Source organism: Micromonospora sp. NBC_00362 (assembly GCF_026342155.1).
Classification (GTDB): Bacteria; Actinomycetota; Actinomycetes; order Mycobacteriales; family Micromonosporaceae; genus Micromonospora; species Micromonospora hortensis.
This window is the reverse complement of the sequence record NZ_JAPENH010000002.1, coordinates 79,921-98,909: the sequence shown is the minus strand read 5'-3', so window position 1 is coordinate 98,909 and position 18,989 is coordinate 79,921. Positions and strand designations below refer to the sequence as shown.

The following is an 18,989-nucleotide window of genomic DNA, read 5'->3' as shown; positions in this document are numbered from 1 at the left end:
CCCCGGGCGACCGCCGTTGGTCCGTCGGCCCCAGGGCCTGTTTCATGAGAACTGGCCGGCCTGCGGCGGGCCCGAACGACGACCGGCGGCGTTGCGGTTTCGTCCGGATACCACACCGGTATCCGGACGAAACTGCGCCTTGCCGGATCGCCGCCCGGACTCCGCCTCGGCTCGACCGCCCTTATGAAGCAGGCCCTAGCGCAGCATCGTCGTACCGGGGCTGGCGTCGAGGCGGAACAGGCCGGTGGGATCGACGCGGGTGCGGACGCGGTCCGCCCGGTCGATCTGCTCCGGGTCGAGGTGCCGCTGCGGCTGCTGCCAGCTCTCCACGAAGGTCGGCGCGGTGCGGCCGGTGTCCCAGGGCGCCAGCGCCGCCCGGACGACAGCGCAGTGTTTCTCGATCGCCGCGGTGGCCTCGGGGCCGTCCGGGATCGCGTTGCCCAGATACGAGAAGCGGGCGTCGTAGTGGTCGAGCGCCCCACCCCGAGGGTCCGGCACTGCCAACGCCCCACCGAGCTGCCGCAGCTCCGCCGTGATCAGCGGCGATCCCGAGCCGGTCGCCGCCAGGAACGCGGCCGACGCCCGCTCGTCGAGGTCCGCGAGCAGCAGATGGTCGCCGACGATCGGCACCGGCTCGTCCGGCCCGAGCTGAGCGCGGACCACCTCGGCCGGCGTACACGGCAGCCACGACTCGACCACCGGGGCGGCCACGGCGCGCAGTTCGTCCAACAGCTCGGTCAGCCCGCTCGGCGCGTCGTCGGCTCGCACCTCGGTCGCCGCCACCCCGATCATCGTTCCGCTTCTCAGCTCGACCGGCACCATGGGTACGTCGGGCAGGTTGAGCACCTGGAACGCGCTGGTGACCTCCCACGGCGCGGTAGCGGCCCACCCGGTCCACCGCCTCAGCAGCTCCGCCGCGTGCACCACCGGCCAGTACGCCGAGCCGGTGACCACCGGCCGGGCCGGGAACAGCCGCATCTCGACCGCGACCACCACCCCGAACCCACCGCCGCCGCCCCGCAGGGCCCAGAACAGCTCCGGATCGTGGTCGGCGTCGACGCGGTGCAGCTCACCGTCCGCGGTGACCAGGTCGACCGCCGTCACACTGTTGGCCGCGAGCCCGACCAGCCGCCCGTAGACACTGACGCCGCCGCGCAGCAGGTAGCCGACCGCGCCGACGTCGGCCGACGAGCCGTGCGGCGCGGCCAGGTCGTACGGTGCCGCCGCGTCGACGACGGCGCCCCAGCGGGTGCCGGCGGGAATCAGCGCGGTACGGCGCACCGGGTCGATCTGCACCGCACCGTCCATCTCGGTACGCACCAGCACCGACCCGCTCATCTCCCGCGCCGCCGCGGCGCCGTGGCCGGTGCTGTGCACCCGCACCGGCATGCATGTCGTCCGGGCGTACGCGAGCACGTCCCGCAGCTCAGCGAGGGTGCGCACGGTGCGCGCGGCGGCCGGGCGGGGTGCTCCGTGCAGGTTGAACACCGTCGTGGCGTGCTCGTAGGCCGGATCGTGGGGGAAGTACACCTCGCCTGCCATCGTGGCTCCCTGGGTGGTGTGGACCGCTCAATCGGGCAGCCGCACCGACAGACCGTGCCGGAAGACGTCCCGGGGGTCGTAGCGGCGCTTGACCCGCTGGAGGCGGGGATAGTTGTCCTTGAAGTAGAGGGTGTGCCAGGGCGCGCCGGAGGTGTTCCACTCCGGATCGGCCAGGTCGACGTCGGGGTAGCTGATGTAGGAGCCGTCACTGACGTCGCCGGACACCGGGACGCCGCCGCTCTCGGCGTAGACGTCCCGGTAGAACGCGCGGACCCAGGCGGTGTTGACGGCGTCGTCGTCGGGTGACTGCCAGGCGCCCGCGCTGTACGACGCCTTCACCACGCTGTCCCGCTGTGCCGCGGCGGTGGCGTCCGACGGCACCGCGTTCACCTGTCCGCCGAACGCGGTGAGCACGATGCCGGCCGCCGGGTTGGCGTACTCCGGGTCGGCCAGGTAGCGGAAGATCGTGGCCAGTTGCTTGTCGGTGTAGCCCCGGCGCAGATAGCCGGCCTTGTTCTTGTAGCGCCCCTTCGGGTCGCTGGGCCAGCTGTACGAGGGCATCCAGCTCGCCATCCAGTCGACCACGTCCCGGTCGACGGAGCGGGGGGTCAGCCCGGTGCCGTCCCCGATCGCCGCGAGCTGGTCGTCGAGCATCCGGGCGGCGCCCTCGACCGCGTCGTCGACCACAGCGGTGAGCGCCACGATGCCGGCCGAGCGGTGCATGACGATGAGGTTGCTCCACAGCTGGGTCTCCGGTGCGTCGACGGCGCTGTGCCGCTCCAGCCAGCCGCAGTAGTTCGCGATCAGGCGGGTCAGCGCGTCCTCGGTCATCCCGTCCCACGACCACAGCACGTCACAACGGCGGATCCGGCGGGGCGCCGTGGGCAGCAGACGCGACGGGTCGTCGGAGTCGACTCCCGGGCTGCGCAGCCAGAACCGGGTGACCACACCGAAGCTGCCGCCACCGCCGCCCGCGGTCGCCCACCACAGGTCGTGGTGCGGGTCGTCGGGCTCCCGGGTGGCGACCACCACGTCGACGGTGCCCGACTCGTCGACGACGACCACCTCCACCGCGTACAGGTGGTCGACGACCAGTCCGTCGCGGCGGGACAGGTGACCGTAGCCGCCGCCGGTGATGTGGCCGCCGACGCCGACCTCGAAGCAGGTGCCGCCGGGGATCGTGACGCCCCAGGTGTCGTACAGGATCGGGTAGAGCGCCCCGAGGGTGATGCCGGCCTCGACCATGATTGCCCGCCGCTGCGCGTCGTAGGACGCCGCGCTCATCGGCGCGAGGTCGATCAGCACCTGGATCTCGGGATTGGCGAAGAAGTCCTCGAAGCAGTGGCCGCCGCTGCGCACCGCCACCCGCCGCCCCGAGCCGACGGCCTCCCGCACGGCGGCGGCGACCTCGGCGGTGGTGCGGACCTGACGGACGTGGTCGGGGCGGCCGGTGAAGCGGTGGTTGTAACCCTCGACGAGTGCGGCGTAGCGCGGGTCGTCGGGCAGGATGTCGGTCATGTGGGTGGGTCCCTCCGCTGGGGCGACGACCATCAGACCCTCACATCCGTCTGCCGGTGGACGCATCTCTGATCGTGCGAATAGGACGGCCGCCCCACCGACAGCGGGCGGGGCGGCCGCTTCGTCCACCACGTCGGACACGTTCAGGCCCGTGCGGGGCTTTCGAGCACCGCCGGGTCGGCGTCCGGGTCGGTGAGCAGGATGTGGGGGTCCTCCATCTCGTACCAGCCCACGCCCGGCGGGCAACGGTCGTAGCCGAGCAGGCGCTGGACCTCCTCGGGGAGCGTGAGGACGACGTCGCGCGGCACCGCCAGGAACTGGTTCTCCTCCTGCCGCAGGTTGCCGAGGTCGTAGGAGACGGTGAGGCTGGTCCGCGGCCCGGTGGAGACGTTGCCGCCGCCGCCGTGGTAGACGCCGCCCAGCCAGAGCAGCGCCGACCCGGCGGGCATCGCTGCCGGGATCGCCTCGCTGTAGCGTGGGGCACGCTCGTCGTCCCAGTGATGGCTGCCTGGGATCACGAGGGTGGCGCCGTTCTCCTGGGTGAACTCGCTCAGCGCGAGCATCAACTGCACCCGCGTCGTCGGGCCCGGGTGTCGCCGCAGGTGCAGCGAGTCGTCGCGGTGCAGCGGCTGACGCCCCTGCCCCGGGTCGATCTGGATGGCCTGGGTCGCGCTGATCTGGATGTTGGGCGTCATCTCGATGCGGGCCTGACCGACCCACATGTGCACCGGCTTCTCCATGATCTGCCGCGCCGCGCCCAGATACAGCGGGTGCAGGAAGATCGGGGTCAGGTGGCTGGTACGCCGGAACAGCGACGAGACCCGTCGGGTCAGGTGACCGTCGTACCCGCTCTTGCTGTAGCGCGTGCCGTCGAGCAGCGGGCCCAGGTCTTCCCAGAGGCCGTCGAGCGTGCTCTGGTCGACGAAGTTCTCGATGATGATGCAGCCGTCGCGCTCCAGCACGGTGACCACGTCGTCGAGGGGGGTATCGGACGTCACCCGGACGAACTCCACCATGGTCGGACTACCTTCCTCGGGCTTCGGCCTTCGCGACGATGTCGCGCGTGAAAGTGGCCAGGTCGGGGTCTTCGAAGAGGTCACCGAGGTCCATCTGGACGCCGATCTCCTCCTGTACGCGGGCGACGATCCGCACGGCGGAGATGGACTGCCCGTTCAGCTCGAAGAACGTTCCGTCGGTCTGGCCGGCGGGTACGTTGAGAACGTCCCGCCAGATGGATTCGACCTGCTTTTCGATATCGGTGACGGTCAGCGTGCCGGGTGGGTCGATCGGCATGGGAATCCTCCCGAGATAAGAGCTGATGGTTGCCGCACGGGTCGGCCGGCGAATTCGGCGACCCCCACCGCATATGATGTCGGTGATATCGCCGAATGTGTTCTTCGCTATTGCGCTCTCGTCGGGCGCATTCGAATAGCCCGGACAAACGGACGGCCGGGCCCGGAGCGATTGACGCATCCGGGCCCGGCCGGGCTGGTGGGCCCCTGTTACAGGTACTGCGTGTTCGGCCCCATTCCGCACAGAATCCGGCCGTACAGTTCGAGGTTGGTGTTGGGGTGCATGATCGCGTGCAGGTTCAGCGTCTGCACGTCGCGCTGGATCCGCTGGATCGGCACATGCTGGTAGACCGAGGATCCTCCGCTCGCCGTGCGGAGCACGTCGACGGCGTCCTTGGCCGCCTGGCAGGTGGCGCCGAGGTCGAGGCGCGCCTTGGCGCGTTCCTCAAGCGTCCACTGTTCGCCCGACGTGCCCTTGCGGTCCACCCGGTCAGCGGCCCGGTACTCGTGGAACTCTGCCTGGTCGATCTTGATTTCGGCCTCGGCCACCTGGAGGTGGGTCAACGGCGCCTGGCTCTGGTCGGGGTAGTCGGTATAGGTGATCTTTCGGCCGGGGAGCCGCTCGAAGAACGCCTCCTTGGCGGCGCGGGCCAGGCCCAGCGCCGTCGCGCCGACGGTCGCGCAGGCCACCGGCATGAACGGGCCACCCCACATCGTGGTGTTCGGGTCCTGCTGCATCGGGTGCTGACCCATGATGATCGGGACCATCGACATGACGCGCTCCTCGGGCAGGAACACGCCGTCGGCGACCGTCGAGACGCTGCCGGAGCCGCGCAGGCCCGACGTGTGCCAGTCGTCGACGATCTGCAGGTCGGCCATCGGGATCAGGGTCATGATCGGTTCGTAACCCCCGTCGGGGGTGGGCCGCACGGCGGCGTTGGCGTTCCACTGGCTCTGCGTCGCGCCGGTGTTGAACGACCACTTGCCGTTGAGCAGGTAGCCGCCCTCGGTCGGGACGGCCATCGCGGTCGGGCTGAGGATGCCACTGATGCGGACCGACGGGTCGGCGAAGACCTCCTCCCGCACCGAGTCCGGGAAGAGGCCGGCGACGAAGCTGCTGATGTGCCAGACCGCCACGGTCCAGGCGGCTGAGCCGTCACCGCGGGCCAGTTCGGCGATGACCTCGGTGACGGCGCGAGTGTCGGACTCGTAGCCGCCGAACCTCTCGGGCACCCGCATCCGCAGGATGCCCGCGTCACTCAACGCCTCCACTACCTCGTCGTGCAGTCGGCGATTGTCCTCGCTCCACTGGGCGTGCCGGGCCAGCAACGGCACCAGCTCCGCGGCCGCGCGGACGAGGTCGGCGCGGGGCGGAGCGTCGGTGATCGACATCGATCCTCCTCGAAGGGTTGGGGAGTCCGTGAAATGCGCGTCGGAACTGACGGCGGACGCCCATATGACCCTTGCACCACCGCTGCCGTCACGCATCTTCCGGAGTGCGCTGCTCCCGGCCGGGGCAAGAGTCGAACCGGAGCAATATGGAAGGTGCGCCGTTCCGGTTCGGGCAGGTGATATTGACTTCCGTCGTAGCGGACATTGCTGCGCCCGTCGTCGAAGGGATTTCCGATATGGAACGGTTCCGCGTGGACATTCTTCAGGAGGACGTGGACGATCTCCGCCGCCGACTGCGGGAAACCCGCTGGCCCGTGCTCTTCGACGCCGGCTGGGACCGCGGCGTGCCCGCCGACTACCTACGCGAACTCGCGGACTACTGGTGCGACGGGTTCGACTGGCGCGCGATGGAGCGGCGCATCAACGAGGTGCCACAGTTCGTCACCACCATCAACGGCTCGCCCGTGCACTTTCTGCACGTACGCTCACCGGAGCCGAACGCCACTCCGATGATCATCACGCACGGCTGGCCCGGCTCGGTGACCGAGTTCCTCGACGTGATCGGCCCGCTGACCGACCCCGTCGCGCACGGCGGGGACGCGGCCGACGCCTTCCATCTGGTGATCCCGTCGATGCCGGGATTCGGGTTCTCCGGGCCGATGCCGGCGCCCGGCTGGAACAACCTCACTGTCGCCAAGGCCTGGGCGGAGCTGATGAGCCGGCTCGGCTACGACCGCTATCTCGCGCAGGGCGGCGACTTCGGCGCCGGCATCTCGTACGCGTTGGCCCAGATCGACGCGGAGCACGTCGTGGGTCTTCACCTGAACACGCTGGTGACCACGCCAGCGGGCGACGGCTCGGACGTGCTCGACGACGAGGATCGGCGGCGCCTGGCCCGCTCGCAGCGTTTCCTCGACGTGCTGGCCGGTTCGATGAAGCTGCAGGCGACGCGGCCGCACACCATCGCGTACGCCCTGAGTGACTCGCCGGTCGGGCAGCTCGCCTGGATCGTGGAGAAGTTCAAGGACTGGGCCGACTCCGGCAAGGTGCCCGAGGACGCTGTCGAACGGGACCGGATCCTGGCCATCGTCTCGATCTTCTGGTTCACCGGCACGGCCGGCTCGTCGGCGCAGTTCTACTACGAGACCGTCGACTACCTGCCGATCTCGAACCCCACTGTGCGCTACGCCCCGATCCGGCAGCCGCTCGGCGTCGCGGTGTTCCCGCAGGGTGTGTTCCTACCGATCCGCCGGTTCGTCGAGCGCGACTTCCCGACCCTGGCGCACTGGTCGGAGTTCGACCGTGGTGGCCACTTCGCGGCCCTGGAGGAGCCCGACCTGTTCGTCGGCGACGTGCGGGCGTTCGCCCGCGTCGTACGGGCCGGCTCGTGACCCACACCGAACCCCGGGTCGACGACTTCCGGGCGGTGGGGGAGCGGCTGCGGAACTGGGGTCGCTGGGGCCCGGACGACGAGCGCGGCACCATCAACCTCATCACACCGGAGCGGCTGGTCGCGGCCGGCCGACTGATCCGCGCGGGACGGACCTTCGACCTGGGGATCAACCTGGACGACAAGGGGCCGCAGAACGGCCGCTTCCGCAGCAACCCCGTACACCTGATGTCGGAGACCGGCGCGGAGCAGGTGTTTCCCGGTGGTTTCCGGTACGCCGACGATTTCCTGTTCATGCCGATCCAGGCCTCGTCGCAGTGGGACGCGCTGGCCCACGTCTTCTACGACGGCCAGTTCTACAACGGCTTTCCCGCCGACGAGCTGACCGTCAAGGGCGCCGGCCGCTGCGGAATCGACCGGCAGGGCAAGGGGATCGCCGGTCGGGGTGTGCTGCTCGATATCCCCGCGGTGCGTGGCGTTCCGTGGTTGGAGGCCGGAGACGTCATCACCCCGGCCGATCTGGACGCGGCCATCACCCGGCAGGGCGGCGTGGACGTCGGTCCGGGAGACATCCTGCTGGTCCGTACCGGTTGGCGGCGCAAGTTCGTCGAGCAGGGGCAGGACGCCGGATTCATGGCCGGGGAGCCCGGCCTGGGGCTGGCCAGCTGCCAGTGGTTGCGGGACCGCGACGTCGCGGCGGTCTGCGCCGACAACTGGGCCGTCGAGGCGTTGCCGGGCGAGGACCCGGGCGCCTTCCTGGCGGTGCACATGGTGCTGATCCGGGACATGGGCCTGACGCTCGGCGAGATCCTCGACTTCGAGGAGCTGACCGAGGACTGCCGAGCCGACGGGGTGTGGGAGTTCTTCTTCGCGGCGCCGCCGCTCAAGATCACCCGCGCTGTCGGTTCGCCGATCAACCCGCTCGCCATCAAGTGATCCGACCATCCCGAAACGGGGAAGCCATGGGACGCCACCTCTTCACGTCCGAATCGGTGACCGAGGGTCACCCCGACAAGATCGCCGACCAGATCAGCGACGGCATTCTCGACGCGCTGCTGGCCACGGACCCGCACAGCCGGGTCGCCGTCGAAACGCTCATCACCACAGGTCAGGTGCACGTCGCGGGCGAGGTGACCACCAGCGCCTACACCGACATCCCGACGATCGTGCGGGAGACGATCCTGGGCATCGGGTACGACTCGTCGTACAAGGGCTTCGACGGAGCGTCCTGCGGTGTCAGCGTGTCGATCGGCGCGCAGTCGCGAGACATCGCCCTCGGGGTCGACCAGGCGGGCGAGGCGCAAGGCGCGGGCGACCAGGGAATGATGTTCGGCTTCGCGTGCGATCAGACGCCGGAGCTGATGCCGCTGCCGATCGCGCTGGCCCACCGGTTGTCCCGTCGGCTTACCGCCGTGCGCAAGGACGGCCTGCTGCCGTACCTGTGGCCGGACGGCAAGACCCAGGTCACCATCGAGTACGACGCCGGGCGTCCGGTGCGGGTCGACACAGTGGTGGTGTCCGCTCAACACGCTTCCGGCATCTCGCTGGAGACGATGCTGAGCCCGGACGTCCGGGACAGCGTCGTGCTGCCGGAACTGGAACCGCTCGACCTCGACGTGGACAACCTCCGTCTGCTGGTCAACCCCACTGGGCGATTCGAGATCGGTGGCCCGATGGGTGACGCGGGACTGACCGGCCGGAAGATCATCGTCGACACCTACGGCGGGTACGCCCGCCATGGTGGCGGCGCGTTCTCCGGCAAGGATCCGTCCAAGGTGGACCGCTCGGCGGCGTACGCGATGCGGTGGGTGGCGAAGACCATCGTCGCGGCCGGTCTGGCCCGGAAGTGCGAGACCCAGGTGGCGTACGCGATCGGCGTGGCCGAGCCGGTGAGCCTGTCGATCGAGACGTTCGGCACCGAGACCGTCGCGCCGGAGCGGATCGAGAAGGCAGTGGCGGAGGTGTTCGACCTGCGCCCGGCGGCCATCATCCGGGACCTCGACCTGCTCCGCCCGATCTATGGAGCGACGTCGGCGTATGGGCACTTTGGTCGGCAGTTGCCCACGTTCACCTGGGAGGACACCAGCCGGGCCGAGAGCCTGGCGTCGCTCGCCGTGTAGCGCCTGCGCGCCGAGAACGTAACCCCTTCAACACCGCAATTCGGGAGTTGAGGGCCGGAACCCCGCATTGACATACTTTTCCGAGCAGAAGGGGGCGGTCGCAGATGTCCATTCACGACACGACGAGCGTGCTTCCCACCTCCGCGGCACAGGACGGCCTCTGGTTCCTCGATCGTCTGACGCCCCGGTCCCCGGCGCTGCACCGCTACCGGGCGTACCGGATCGCCGGTCCGCTCGAGGTCGCCGCGCTGCGGACGGCCTGGACGACGCTTGTCGACCGGCACGAGGTCCTGCGCGTCCGCTTCACCGAATCCGGCCGCGCCGTGTTCGACGAGAGCCTGCCCGCCGTGCTGTCCGTGGTGGACTGCTCGACCGGCGGACGCCACGGCCAACCGACGGTCGAGGCGTTCCTCGCCGCCGAGGTGGCGGCCCCGTTCCTCCTCGACCGGGGCCCACTGGCCCGGCTCGGCGTGGCCCGACTGGCCCCACTGCGGCACTGCCTGGTGCTCGTCGCGCACCAGATCGTCGCGGACGAGACCTCGATGTCGACCCTGATCGACGAGCTGGGTCGGCACTATGCCGCGGCCCTGGGTGACAGACCGGCGCGCCCGGTCGGCGCGGATGCCGCACCGCGGTTCTCCGAGCACGTGCGCACCGCACGCGCGGTCGAGGCCGCCGTCCGACGGGCCGAGAAATGGTGGCGGGAGTCCACTCCGCTCGCGCCGGTCGAGCTGCCCACCGACCGGCACCGGGGCACCGACGTCGACTGGCGCGCCGGCGTGTACCACTTCGACTGGGGTGTCGAACTGGCCGCCGACGTACACCGGCTCGCGCTCGACGCCGGCACGGCTCCGCTGGCGGTCGTGCTCGCCGCCCTGGAGGTGGTCCTGGCGCGCTACAGCGGCGAGCGCCGGATCGCGGTCGGCACCCGGGTCGGCACCCGGCTCGCGACCACGCCGACCGGGCTGGTCGGGCCGTTCGAGAACCTCGCCCTGATCGACGTCGACCTGACCGGCGCGCCGACCTTCCGGGAGCTTGTCGACCAGGTCGCCGGCCGTCTCGACGCGCTGTCCGACCAGCGGCACCTGCCGTTCGGCCGTCTCGTCGAACTGCTCGGCGCACCCCGGGACCCGCGCACGATCCCGCTGGTCAACGTGCTTGTCGACGAGACAGCCGAGGAGCACTCCACCCTGCGCCTGGCGCACACCACGGCGACCCGGCAGGACATCGACCCTCCGGCGACGATCGCCGACCTGGAACTGCGGGTGGCGACCCGGCCGGCGACGATCGGCACCTTCGCCTACCGCGCGGAGCTGTTCGACGACGAATCCGTCGAACGGATCGCCAACCAGGTGCTGACCGTCCTCGCCGCCGGGGTCGCCACGCCGGACACGCCGGCGACCGCCCTGCCGATGGACCAGCCGATCCCCGCCGCCCACGAGCTGGGCGGTGACGACAGGATCGCCGACGGACCACCTGTCGACGCGCCGGTGCACGAACTGGTGCGACGGATCGTCGACACCCACCCGGAGCGCCTGGCGGTGCTCACCGACAGCGGCGGTCTCACGTACGCCGGGCTGTGGTCGCGGGCCCGGGAAATCGCCGCCGCGCTGCTCGCGCGGGGTGCGGGCGGACGGCCGGTGGTGGTGCGACTCCCCTCCGGACCGGAGCAGATCGCCGCGTTGCTCGGGGTGCTCGTCGCCGGCGGACACCTGTGCTGGTTCGGCACCGGGGACGTGGGTGATCGCGGTCGCGCCGTGCTCGCCGACCTGCGTCCCGCCTGTCTGCTGGTCGCCGGTGACCCGGACGGCGACGAGCTGGCCCGCTGGGCTCGCATCGAACTCGACATCGCCGTGCACGACGTGGCGACCCTGACCGGGGCCGGGGCGCTGCCGACGATCGACGCTGACGCGGTCGCCTACGTCGCCTACACCTCCGGATCGACCGGACGGCCCAAGGGCATCGCCCAGCCGCACTCGGCGTTCGGCCAGTTCGTCACCTGGCTCGGCGCGGAGTTCGAGATGGGCGGCGGCGCCCGGGTGGCGCAGTGGGTGGCACCCGACCACGACCCTGCCCTGTGCGAGGTGTTCGCCACGCTGACCAGCGGCGGCACGCTGTGCCTGCCCGCGCCGGACATCCGGATCCACGGCGAGAGGCTCGTCGACTGGATGGCCAACCGGGAGATCACCCACCTGCAGACCGTGCCGAGCTTCGCCCGCGAACTGCTACGGGTGGTCACCAGCCGCGCGGACCGGCCCATGCGCGCCCTGCGGCACCTGCTGCTGATGGGTGAGGTGCTGCCGGGCGAGCTGGTCAACCGGTTGCACGGCAGCCTGCCCGACGTGCACCTGGCGAATCTCTACGGGCCGACCGAGACGATCGCGGCCACCTGGCAGCCGATCGACCGACCGGTGGATGGTTCGACGCCGATCGGACGGGCGATTCCCGGCCGGCAGGTGCTCGTCCTCGACGACGACGAGCGGCCCTGTCCGCAGGGCGTCACCGGCGCCATCGTCATCCGCAGTCCCTTCGTGGCCGCCGGCTACCTCGGCGCTGTCGAACCGTCCACGGCGTTCGCTCCGGTCGGTGGACAGTCCGACATCCGCACCTACCGCACGGGTGATCTGGGCCGTTGGCGCTTCGACGGCGCCCTGGAATACCGGGGCCGCGAGGATTTCCAGATCAAGGTGTACGGCGTGCGTCTCGAACTGGGCGACGTCGAGGCCGCGCTGCAGACGCACTCCTCGGTACGCGAGTGCGGCGTGGTCGCGGTCCGTGGACCGGACGGGATGGTCAACCGCCTCGACGCGTACGTCGTGCCGATCCGAGCCGGGGAGGGCTCGCCCGAGGTGTGGCGGGCCCACCTGCGCCAGCGGCTCGGCAAGGTGATCCCCGTCGTGTTCCGTACCGTGCACGGCCGGCTTCCCCGCAACATCGGGGGCAAGGTCGACCGGCGGCGACTGCCGGAGCTGTCGCGCCCGGCGCGGGCCGCGGCGACGGCGTCACTGACCGACACCGAGCAGATCCTCGCGGCCCTGTGGGCCGAGGTGGTCGACGCGGGCGTACCGGGCCTCGACGACAGCTTCTTCACGGCCGGCGGACGCTCCGCGCTGATCCCGGCTCTGCTCCACCGCGTCTCCGAACGGTTCGGCGTGCATGTGCCGATCCGTGACTTCTACGCCAACCCGTCGCTCCGCACCCTCGCCAACGCTGTCAGCGTCGCCGGCGACGAGGACGGACCACGACGGCAGGCACCGGGCGTCGCCCATCCCGGCGAGCCCACCAGACCCGACCCGGCACCACGGCTGTGATGAGGTGAGGACAGTGACAACGAACGAGAACATTGTCGTGCTGGACGGCGACACTCTCGACATTCCGGGCATTCGGCGGATCGCCGAGGACGACACCACCTGCGAGGTGTCGCCGTCGGCGCTCGCTCGAGCGGGCAAGAGCCGCGCGATGTTCGAGGACATCGTGCGTCAGGACATCCCGGTGTACGGGGTGACCACCGGATACGGCGAGATGATCTACATGCTGGTCGACCCCTCCAAGGAGGTCGAACTCCAGACCAACCTGGTGCGGAGCCACAGCGCCGGCGTCGGCCCGCTGTTCGCCCGCGACGAGTCGCGGGCGATCGTGACCGCTCGGCTGAACGCGCTGGCCAAGGGCCACTCCGCGGTACGCCCCGAGTTGCTGGAGCGGCTCGCGCTCTACCTCAACCTGGGCATCACTCCGGCCATTCCGGAGATCGGTTCGCTCGGCGCGAGCGGCGACCTCGCGCCGCTGTCGCACATCGCGTCCACGGTGATCGGCGAGGGCTACGTGCTCGACGGCACCGGCAAGGTGCCCACCGGTCAGGTGTTGCGCAAGCACGGCATCGAGCCGTTGGAACTGCGTTTCAAGGAGGGGCTCGCGCTGATCAACGGCACGTCGGCGATGACCGGTGTCGGCGCGCTCGTGGCTGACCGGGCCATGACGCAGGTACGCCAGGCGGAGATCGTCACCGCCCTGGTGATCGAGGCGCTGCGGGGCTCGATGAGCCCGTTCCAGCCCGAGGGGCACGACATCGCGCGACCGCATCAGGGGCAGATCGACACGGCGGCCAACCTGCGGACGCTGATGCGTGGCAGTTTGTCCACTGTGGAGCACAGCCAGCTGCGCAAGGAGGTGGCCGCCGGCAAGGAGTCCGGCAAGGACGTCACGCGGACGAAGGTCTACCTGCAGAAGGCGTACTCACTGCGGGCCATCCCGCAGATCCTGGGCTCCGTGCGGGACACGCTCTACCACGCGATCAACAAGATCGGCATCGAGTTGAACTCGGCGAACGACAACCCGCTCTTCTTCGAGGGCGAGGAGATCTTCCACGGCGCCAACTTCCACGGACAGCCGGTCGCGTTCGTCATGGACTTCCTCACGATCGCGCTGACCCAGCTCGGCGTGCTCTCCGAGCGGCAGTCCAACCGCCTGCTCAACCGGCACCTGAGCTACGGTCTGCCGGAGTTCCTGGTCACCGGTGATCCGGGCCTGAACAGCGGTTTCGCCGGCGCCCAGTACCCGGCGACCGCCCTGATCGCGGAGAACCGCACCATCGGGCCGGCGAGCACGCAGAGCGTCCCGTCCAACGGCGACAACCAGGACGTGGTCAGCATGGGGCTGATCTCCACCCGCAACGCCCGCCGGGTGCTGCGCAACAACGACACCATCCTGGCCCTGGAGTACCTGGCCGCGGCGCAGGCCGTCGACATCTCCAAGCGGTACGGCGACCTGAGCCCGGTCGCCAAGGCCACCTACGACCACGTCCGCTCGATGGTGCCGACCCTGGACCGCGACCGCTACATGGCCGACGACCTGGAAACCGTCACCGCCGCCCTGTCCCGCGGCGAGTTCGCCGCCGCTGCCGCGAGCGCTCAGCAGAGCGAACTACGGTGACCAGGCCCTACACCGGCGCCGAGTACATCGAGAGCCTGCGTGACGATCGCGAGATCTACCTCTACGGCGACCGGGTCAAGGACGTCACGACGCACCCGGCGTTCGCCAACGCGGTACGCATGACCGCGCGGCTCTACGACTCGCTCCACGACCCGGCCACCGCACCGGTGCTCACCGCACCGGTGGACAGCGGCGGCACGGGCTTCACCCACCGGTTCTTCACCACGCCGCACAGCGCCGAGGACCTGGTCGCCGACCAGAAGGCCATCGCGGCGTGGGCCCGGATGAGCTACGGCTGGATGGGGCGCAGCCCGGACTACAAGGCCTCCTTCCTCGGCACCCTCGGCGCGAACGCCGACTTCTACGGCGAGTACGCGGACAACGCTCGGGCCTGGTACCGCCGCTCCCAGGAGCAGGTGCAGTTCTGGAACCACGCGGTCGTGCACCCCCCGGTAGACCGCAACCGGCCGCCCGACGAGGTACGCGACGTGTTCGTCCACGTCGAGCGGGAAACCGACTCCGGCCTGATCGTCAGCGGCGCGAAGGTCGTCGCGACCGGGTCCGCCCTGACCCACTTCAACTTCATCTCGCACCACGGGATGCCTGTCAAACGACGGGAGTTCGCGCTGATCGCCACCGTGCCGATGGGCGCCCGCGGGATGAAGCTGATCTGCCGGCCGTCATACGCCGCGACGGCAGCGGTGATGGGCAGCCCGTTCGACTACCCACTGTCGTCACGGCTGGACGAGAACGACACGGTGCTCATCCTGGACAAGGTCGAGATCCCGTGGGAGAACGTGTTCGTCTACGGCGACCTTGGCAAGGTGCAGATGTTCGGCGGGCGCTCGGGGTTCACCGAGCGGTTCACGTTCCACGGCATGACCCGGCTGGCGGTGAAACTCGAATTCATCGCCGGCCTGCTGGCCAAGGCGCTGGACCTGACCGGCACGAAGGACTTCCGGGGGGTGCAGAGCCGCCTGGGTGAGGTGCTGGCCTGGCGCAATCTCTTCTGGGCGCTGTCCGACGCCGCCGCGCGTAACCCCGTGCCGTGGAAGAACGGGGCGGTGCTGCCGAACCCGGAGTACGGGCAGGCGTACCGGTGGTTCATGCAGGTGGGTTATCCCCGGGTCCGCGAGATCATCATGCAGGACGTGGCCAGCGGGCTCATCTACCTCAACTCCAGCGCCGACGACTTCAAGAACCCGGCGATCCGCGGATACCTGGACCAGTACATGCGGGGCTCCGACGGCAGCACCGCGATGGAGCGGGTGAAGCTGATGAAGCTGCTGTGGGACGCGGTCGGCACCGAGTTCGGCGGCCGGCACGAGCTCTACGAGCGCAACTACTCCGGCAACCACGAGAACACCCGGGTCGAGATGTACTTCGCGCAACTCGCCTCGGGGCAGATAGACGGCTACAAGCGGTTCGTCGACGAGTGCATGAGCGAGTACGACATCGACGGCTGGACAGTGCCGGACCTCGCGTCCTTCGATCACCTGCGGTGGGCGCGCAACGATCTCTCGACGTGAGGAGCGCTGATGTTGCAGGACAAAGTCGCAGTGGTCGCCGGTGTGGGGCCGGGGCTCGGGCGGGCGATCGCGCTCGCCTGTGCCCGGGCCGGCGCCGACGTCGTACTGGCCGCACGTAACGAGTCGGTCCTCGCCGAGGTGGCCAAGGAGGTCGAACAGCTCGGCCGGCGGGCGCTCGCGGCGCCGACCGACCTGACCGACGACGCCGCGGTCGCCGCCCTGGCCGACTCGGCGCTGCGGGCGTTCGGGCGGGTGGACGTGTTGGTGTACAACGCGTTCGCGGTGCCGACCTTCACCGACCTCACAGCGATCGACGTCGACGCCGTGCGGGCGAGCCTGGAGACCGACGTGTTCGGGGCGCTGCGGGTCACCCAACGGCTGGCCCCGACGCTGACCGAACACAACGGCGCCATCGTCATGATCAACGCGATGGTGGTACGGCAGTCGAAGCCGTCGTTCGGCGCGTACCGGATGTCGAAGGCCGGTCTGCTCGCGTTGGCGCAGAGCCTCTCGACCGAGCTGGGCCCATCAGGCGTACGGGTGAACACCGTGATGCCCAACTACGTCTGGTCCGACGGGCTCCGCGGCTACTTCGCCTACCTGGCCCAGGAGCGCGGCATCACCGAGAAGCAGGTCTACGACGAGACGGCGGCGAGCCTCGACCTGCGTCGCCTGCCCGAGGCGGACGAGGTGGCAAACGCCGTCGTCTTCCTCGCGTCAGACCTGGCCAGCGCCATCACCGGGCAGTGTCTCGACGTGAACGCCGGCGAGCTGCATCGCTGACAGATCGGGGCGCAGCACCTCGGCGCCTCCGAGATAGACGTGCCGCACGGCCGCTCGCGGCCGTGCGGTCAGCACGTGGGCCAGCATCCGCACGACCCGGGGCAGCGCGCCGGGCACGTCGATCTCGGCGGCGCACAACAGGGGTACGTCGTGCAGACCGAGCTGGCGTGCGGCGACCGCCGGGAAACAGCTCACCAGGTCGGGTGTGGCGGTGAACAGGATGCTGACGAGGTCGTCCGGCGCCAGTTCGTTGCGCCGGACGACCTCGTCGAGCAGGAGCCGCGTACCGGCCCCGACCACGTCCGGACTGTCCCGGTCGACCTGGATCGCGCCCCGGATCGCCCGCAGGGTCGGTGCCGTCATCGTCGTCCCCCAGTCGTCAGCGCGTCGCGGCGGCGAACTGGCCGGGCTGGCGGCCCGATCCTGCCGGACCCCGGTACGCCTGCGCGATGTCCAGCCAGTGCTCGGCGTCCGGGCCGACCGCGCTCAGGCGCAGGTCGTCGCGGTGCCGTCGGCGGGTCACCAGCAGACAGAAGTCGACAGCTGGGCCGCTGATCCGCTGGTCCGCGTCCGGCGGGCCGAACGTCCACGTGGCGCCGGACGGGGCGGTGAGAGTGTAGCCGAACTCCACATCCGGAACGTCCTCCTCACGGGCCAGGTAACCGAAGTCCCAGGTGCGTGCGGCGAACCCGCACAGGTGCCGGATCCGGTCGGTGTGGCGGCGCTCGACGCCGAGCGCGTCGGCGACGTCCTGCCCGTGGCCGAACAACTCCATCATGCCGGCGCCCGCCAGGATGGCGGCCGGCATCGGACGGACCAGCCACGGCACGATGTCGGTCGGCGCGTGCGCCGCCAACGCCTTCTCCGCGGCCGACCGCTCCTCCTGCCACTTGGCGAACAGCGCCGGCGGTGGGGCGGCGAGGTACGGGGCCATCGCGGCGGCGACGTTGGACTCGAAGCTGCCGCTCATGGAGGAGAGGAACCGGCTGAACGTGTCCGGGTCGGACGCCGAGAGCCCCGCCAGGCGAAACACCGCACAGAGGTGGGCCACCTGGTGGGCCACCGTCCAGCCGACGGCGGGCGTCTCGGCGCGCCAACCGGCGTCGTCCAGGTCGGCGATCAGCGTGTCGAACGCGTCGCCCTCGCTGACCAGATCGGCGAACACATCGGGCTGTGCTGTCATGTGGTTCTTCCTTCCGCTACAGGGCTCATGTCGTGCCGCGCAAGGGGACACCGGTGTTCCCGCGGCCGGACGGTTGGTGCGCGGTGCGCGCCTGTGGAGCAGGTCGGATCAATCATTGGACGGTCACCCCCGCGCCGTCGTCTCGCTACGTGCGCGACCTGCGCGGATCCGCCACTGAACGCACTCTCGGAGATGTCCGTCAGGTGGCTGATCGGCCAACCTAATCCCTATGAGCGACCCCACCACGATGAGCCCGCGCGAGCTCGCGGTGTTCGTCAAGCAGACCCCCAACGGCGAGCTGCGCCGGCTGATGCACGGCCCGCGGCGGACGGACGTCATCGACGAGATCTTCACCAACATGCCCCAGGTGTTCCGCGCCGATCGTGCCGGCGCGCTCACCGCTGTGATCCACTGGCGGATCGGCGACCGGCCCGACGGCGGCGTCGACGTCTACGAGATGGTCATCGCCGACGGTGCCTGCGTCAGCACACCGGGCAACGGTCGACACCCCGATCTCACGCTCTCGCTGGGTGGGGTCGACTTCCTCAACCTCGTCACGGGCAACGCGCACGCGGTGGCGCTGGTGATGCGCGGTCGCCTCAAGACCAAGGGCGACCTGGCCCTGACCGCGAAGTTCCCCACCCTGTTCGATCCGCCCAGAGGCTGACCGGGGCCGAGAACGACGCCGATGACTCTTGGCAGTCATCGGCGTCGTTCGGTTCGGGGTGCCGGTCGGGTCAGGCGACGCGGTCGCGGGGGCAGTTCTGGTAGACGGCGAGCAGCCACTCACCGTCGTGGTTGACGAGAATCCAGGACGCGCGGATGGCCGCCCGGTCGGGCAGCGTCGTCTCGCCGGCCGGGATGACACCACCCTCCGTGATCAGCGCGACCGCACCCGGGGCCAGCGCCTTGATCTCCACCGGCGTGCCGGTGACCCGGGTGCCCTTGAACGGGCCACCGAACGCGGTCGACATGAAATCGCGAATGTTGTCCTTGCCCTGGCGGTAGACACCCGGTAGCAACATCGACCCGTCGTCGACGAAGATGTCCGCGAACGCCTGCGCGTCCTGAGCCGCCCACGCTTTGACCAGGCGGCCGGGTACCGCCGCTATGGCCACTTGGTCGGCGCCGGAGATGCCAGTCACCAACGGTGCGGAGGAACTGGTGGTCATCGCTGGTCCTCGATTCTTGGATGGTGGCGAGGAGGTCGGTCGGTGTTGCATCCCGACGTTGCCGAGGCTAGTGCTGGCAGAGGCCGTTCCGTTCTCCTGGAGTGCGCGTTGGTCGCGTCCAACTCGGCATTCTCAAAGA

Annotated in this window: 16 protein-coding genes; 8 read left to right on the top strand and 8 right to left on the bottom strand. The window is 70.0% G+C overall.

Features of this window, described 5'->3' with window-relative positions:
* Window positions 1-195: 195 nt before the first annotated feature.
* The 5 genes from OG992_RS32485 to OG992_RS32465 all read right to left on the bottom strand — a co-directional run bounded on the left by OG992_RS32485 (window position 196) and on the right by OG992_RS32465 (window position 5,744).
* Window positions 196-1,542 (bottom strand): FAD-binding oxidoreductase, encoded by a 1,347-nt coding sequence (locus OG992_RS32485; RefSeq protein ID WP_266305355.1) that lies wholly within the window; start codon window positions 1,540-1,542, stop codon window positions 196-198.
* A 27-nt stretch (window positions 1,543-1,569) separates the two neighbouring features.
* Window positions 1,570-3,060: an FAD-dependent oxidoreductase gene (locus tag OG992_RS32480; protein ID WP_266305354.1), complete on the bottom strand. Its 1,491-nt coding sequence runs from the start codon at window positions 3,058-3,060 to the stop codon at window positions 1,570-1,572.
* Between the two features lie 143 nt (window positions 3,061-3,203).
* Window positions 3,204-4,076, bottom strand: a complete 873-nt coding sequence (locus OG992_RS32475) for a phytanoyl-CoA dioxygenase family protein (RefSeq protein WP_238684275.1) — start codon at window positions 4,074-4,076, stop codon at window positions 3,204-3,206.
* Window positions 4,077-4,083: 7 nt separating this feature from the next.
* Window positions 4,084-4,353, bottom strand: coding sequence for a phosphopantetheine-binding protein (locus OG992_RS32470; RefSeq protein WP_238684274.1), 270 nt, complete (start codon window positions 4,351-4,353; stop codon window positions 4,084-4,086).
* Window positions 4,354-4,562: 209 nt separating this feature from the next.
* A complete protein-coding gene (locus OG992_RS32465) occupies window positions 4,563-5,744 on the bottom strand; it encodes an acyl-CoA dehydrogenase family protein (protein WP_238684273.1) in 1,182 nt (393 codons plus the stop codon).
* Between the two features lie 236 nt (window positions 5,745-5,980).
* Here OG992_RS32465 and OG992_RS32460 point away from each other — a divergent pair, with 236 nt between their 5' ends.
* The 7 genes from OG992_RS32460 to OG992_RS32430 all read left to right on the top strand — a co-directional run bounded on the left by OG992_RS32460 (window position 5,981) and on the right by OG992_RS32430 (window position 16,495).
* Window positions 5,981-7,135: an epoxide hydrolase family protein gene (locus OG992_RS32460; RefSeq protein WP_238684272.1), complete on the top strand. Its 1,155-nt coding sequence runs from the start codon at window positions 5,981-5,983 to the stop codon at window positions 7,133-7,135.
* Window positions 7,132-8,070, top strand: a complete 939-nt coding sequence (locus OG992_RS32455; protein WP_238684271.1) for a cyclase family protein — start codon at window positions 7,132-7,134, stop codon at window positions 8,068-8,070. Before OG992_RS32460 ends, OG992_RS32455 begins: the two co-directional genes overlap by 4 nt.
* Window positions 8,071-8,096: 26 nt before the next feature.
* The gene (gene metK, locus OG992_RS32450) at window positions 8,097-9,254 is read left to right on the top strand and encodes a methionine adenosyltransferase (RefSeq protein WP_238684270.1); all 1,158 of its coding nucleotides are present in this window, start codon (window positions 8,097-8,099) and stop codon (window positions 9,252-9,254) included.
* A 104-nt stretch (window positions 9,255-9,358) separates the two neighbouring features.
* Window positions 9,359-12,565, top strand: coding sequence for an AMP-binding protein (locus OG992_RS32445; RefSeq protein ID WP_266305353.1), 3,207 nt, complete (start codon window positions 9,359-9,361; stop codon window positions 12,563-12,565).
* Between the two features lie 13 nt (window positions 12,566-12,578).
* A complete protein-coding gene (gene cmdF, locus OG992_RS32440) occupies window positions 12,579-14,183 on the top strand; it encodes a tyrosine 2,3-aminomutase (protein WP_238684268.1) in 1,605 nt (534 codons plus the stop codon).
* Window positions 14,180-15,712 carry a 4-hydroxyphenylacetate 3-hydroxylase family protein gene (locus OG992_RS32435; RefSeq protein ID WP_238684267.1) on the top strand — a complete coding sequence of 511 codons (1,533 nt, stop codon included), beginning with the start codon at window positions 14,180-14,182 and terminating at the stop codon, window positions 15,710-15,712. The genes cmdF and OG992_RS32435 overlap by 4 nt, the downstream gene beginning before the upstream one ends.
* Before the next feature lie 6 nt (window positions 15,713-15,718).
* A complete protein-coding gene (locus OG992_RS32430; protein WP_238684395.1) occupies window positions 15,719-16,495 on the top strand; it encodes an SDR family oxidoreductase in 777 nt (258 codons plus the stop codon).
* Here the strand turns inward: OG992_RS32430 and aroH are convergent.
* Window positions 16,430-16,858: a chorismate mutase gene (gene aroH, locus OG992_RS32425; protein ID WP_238661001.1), complete on the bottom strand. Its 429-nt coding sequence runs from the start codon at window positions 16,856-16,858 to the stop codon at window positions 16,430-16,432. The two genes, OG992_RS32430 and aroH, sit on opposite strands and share 66 nt — an antisense overlap.
* A gap of 16 nt (window positions 16,859-16,874) precedes the next feature.
* On the bottom strand, window positions 16,875-17,678 hold the full coding sequence (locus OG992_RS32420) for a TIGR03084 family metal-binding protein (RefSeq protein ID WP_238684266.1): 804 nt from the start codon (window positions 17,676-17,678) through the stop codon (window positions 16,875-16,877).
* Between the two features lie 229 nt (window positions 17,679-17,907).
* On the opposite strand from OG992_RS32420, the gene OG992_RS32415 reads away from it, so the two are divergent.
* Entirely contained in the window at window positions 17,908-18,345 is a 438-nt protein-coding gene (locus tag OG992_RS32415) for an SCP2 sterol-binding domain-containing protein (protein ID WP_210780586.1), read from the top strand.
* A 70-nt stretch (window positions 18,346-18,415) separates the two neighbouring features.
* On the opposite strand, the gene OG992_RS32410 is transcribed toward OG992_RS32415, so the two are convergent.
* Window positions 18,416-18,850 (bottom strand): SgcJ/EcaC family oxidoreductase, encoded by a 435-nt coding sequence (locus OG992_RS32410; RefSeq protein ID WP_238684265.1) that lies wholly within the window; start codon window positions 18,848-18,850, stop codon window positions 18,416-18,418.
* Window positions 18,851-18,989: the final 139 nt, after the last annotated feature.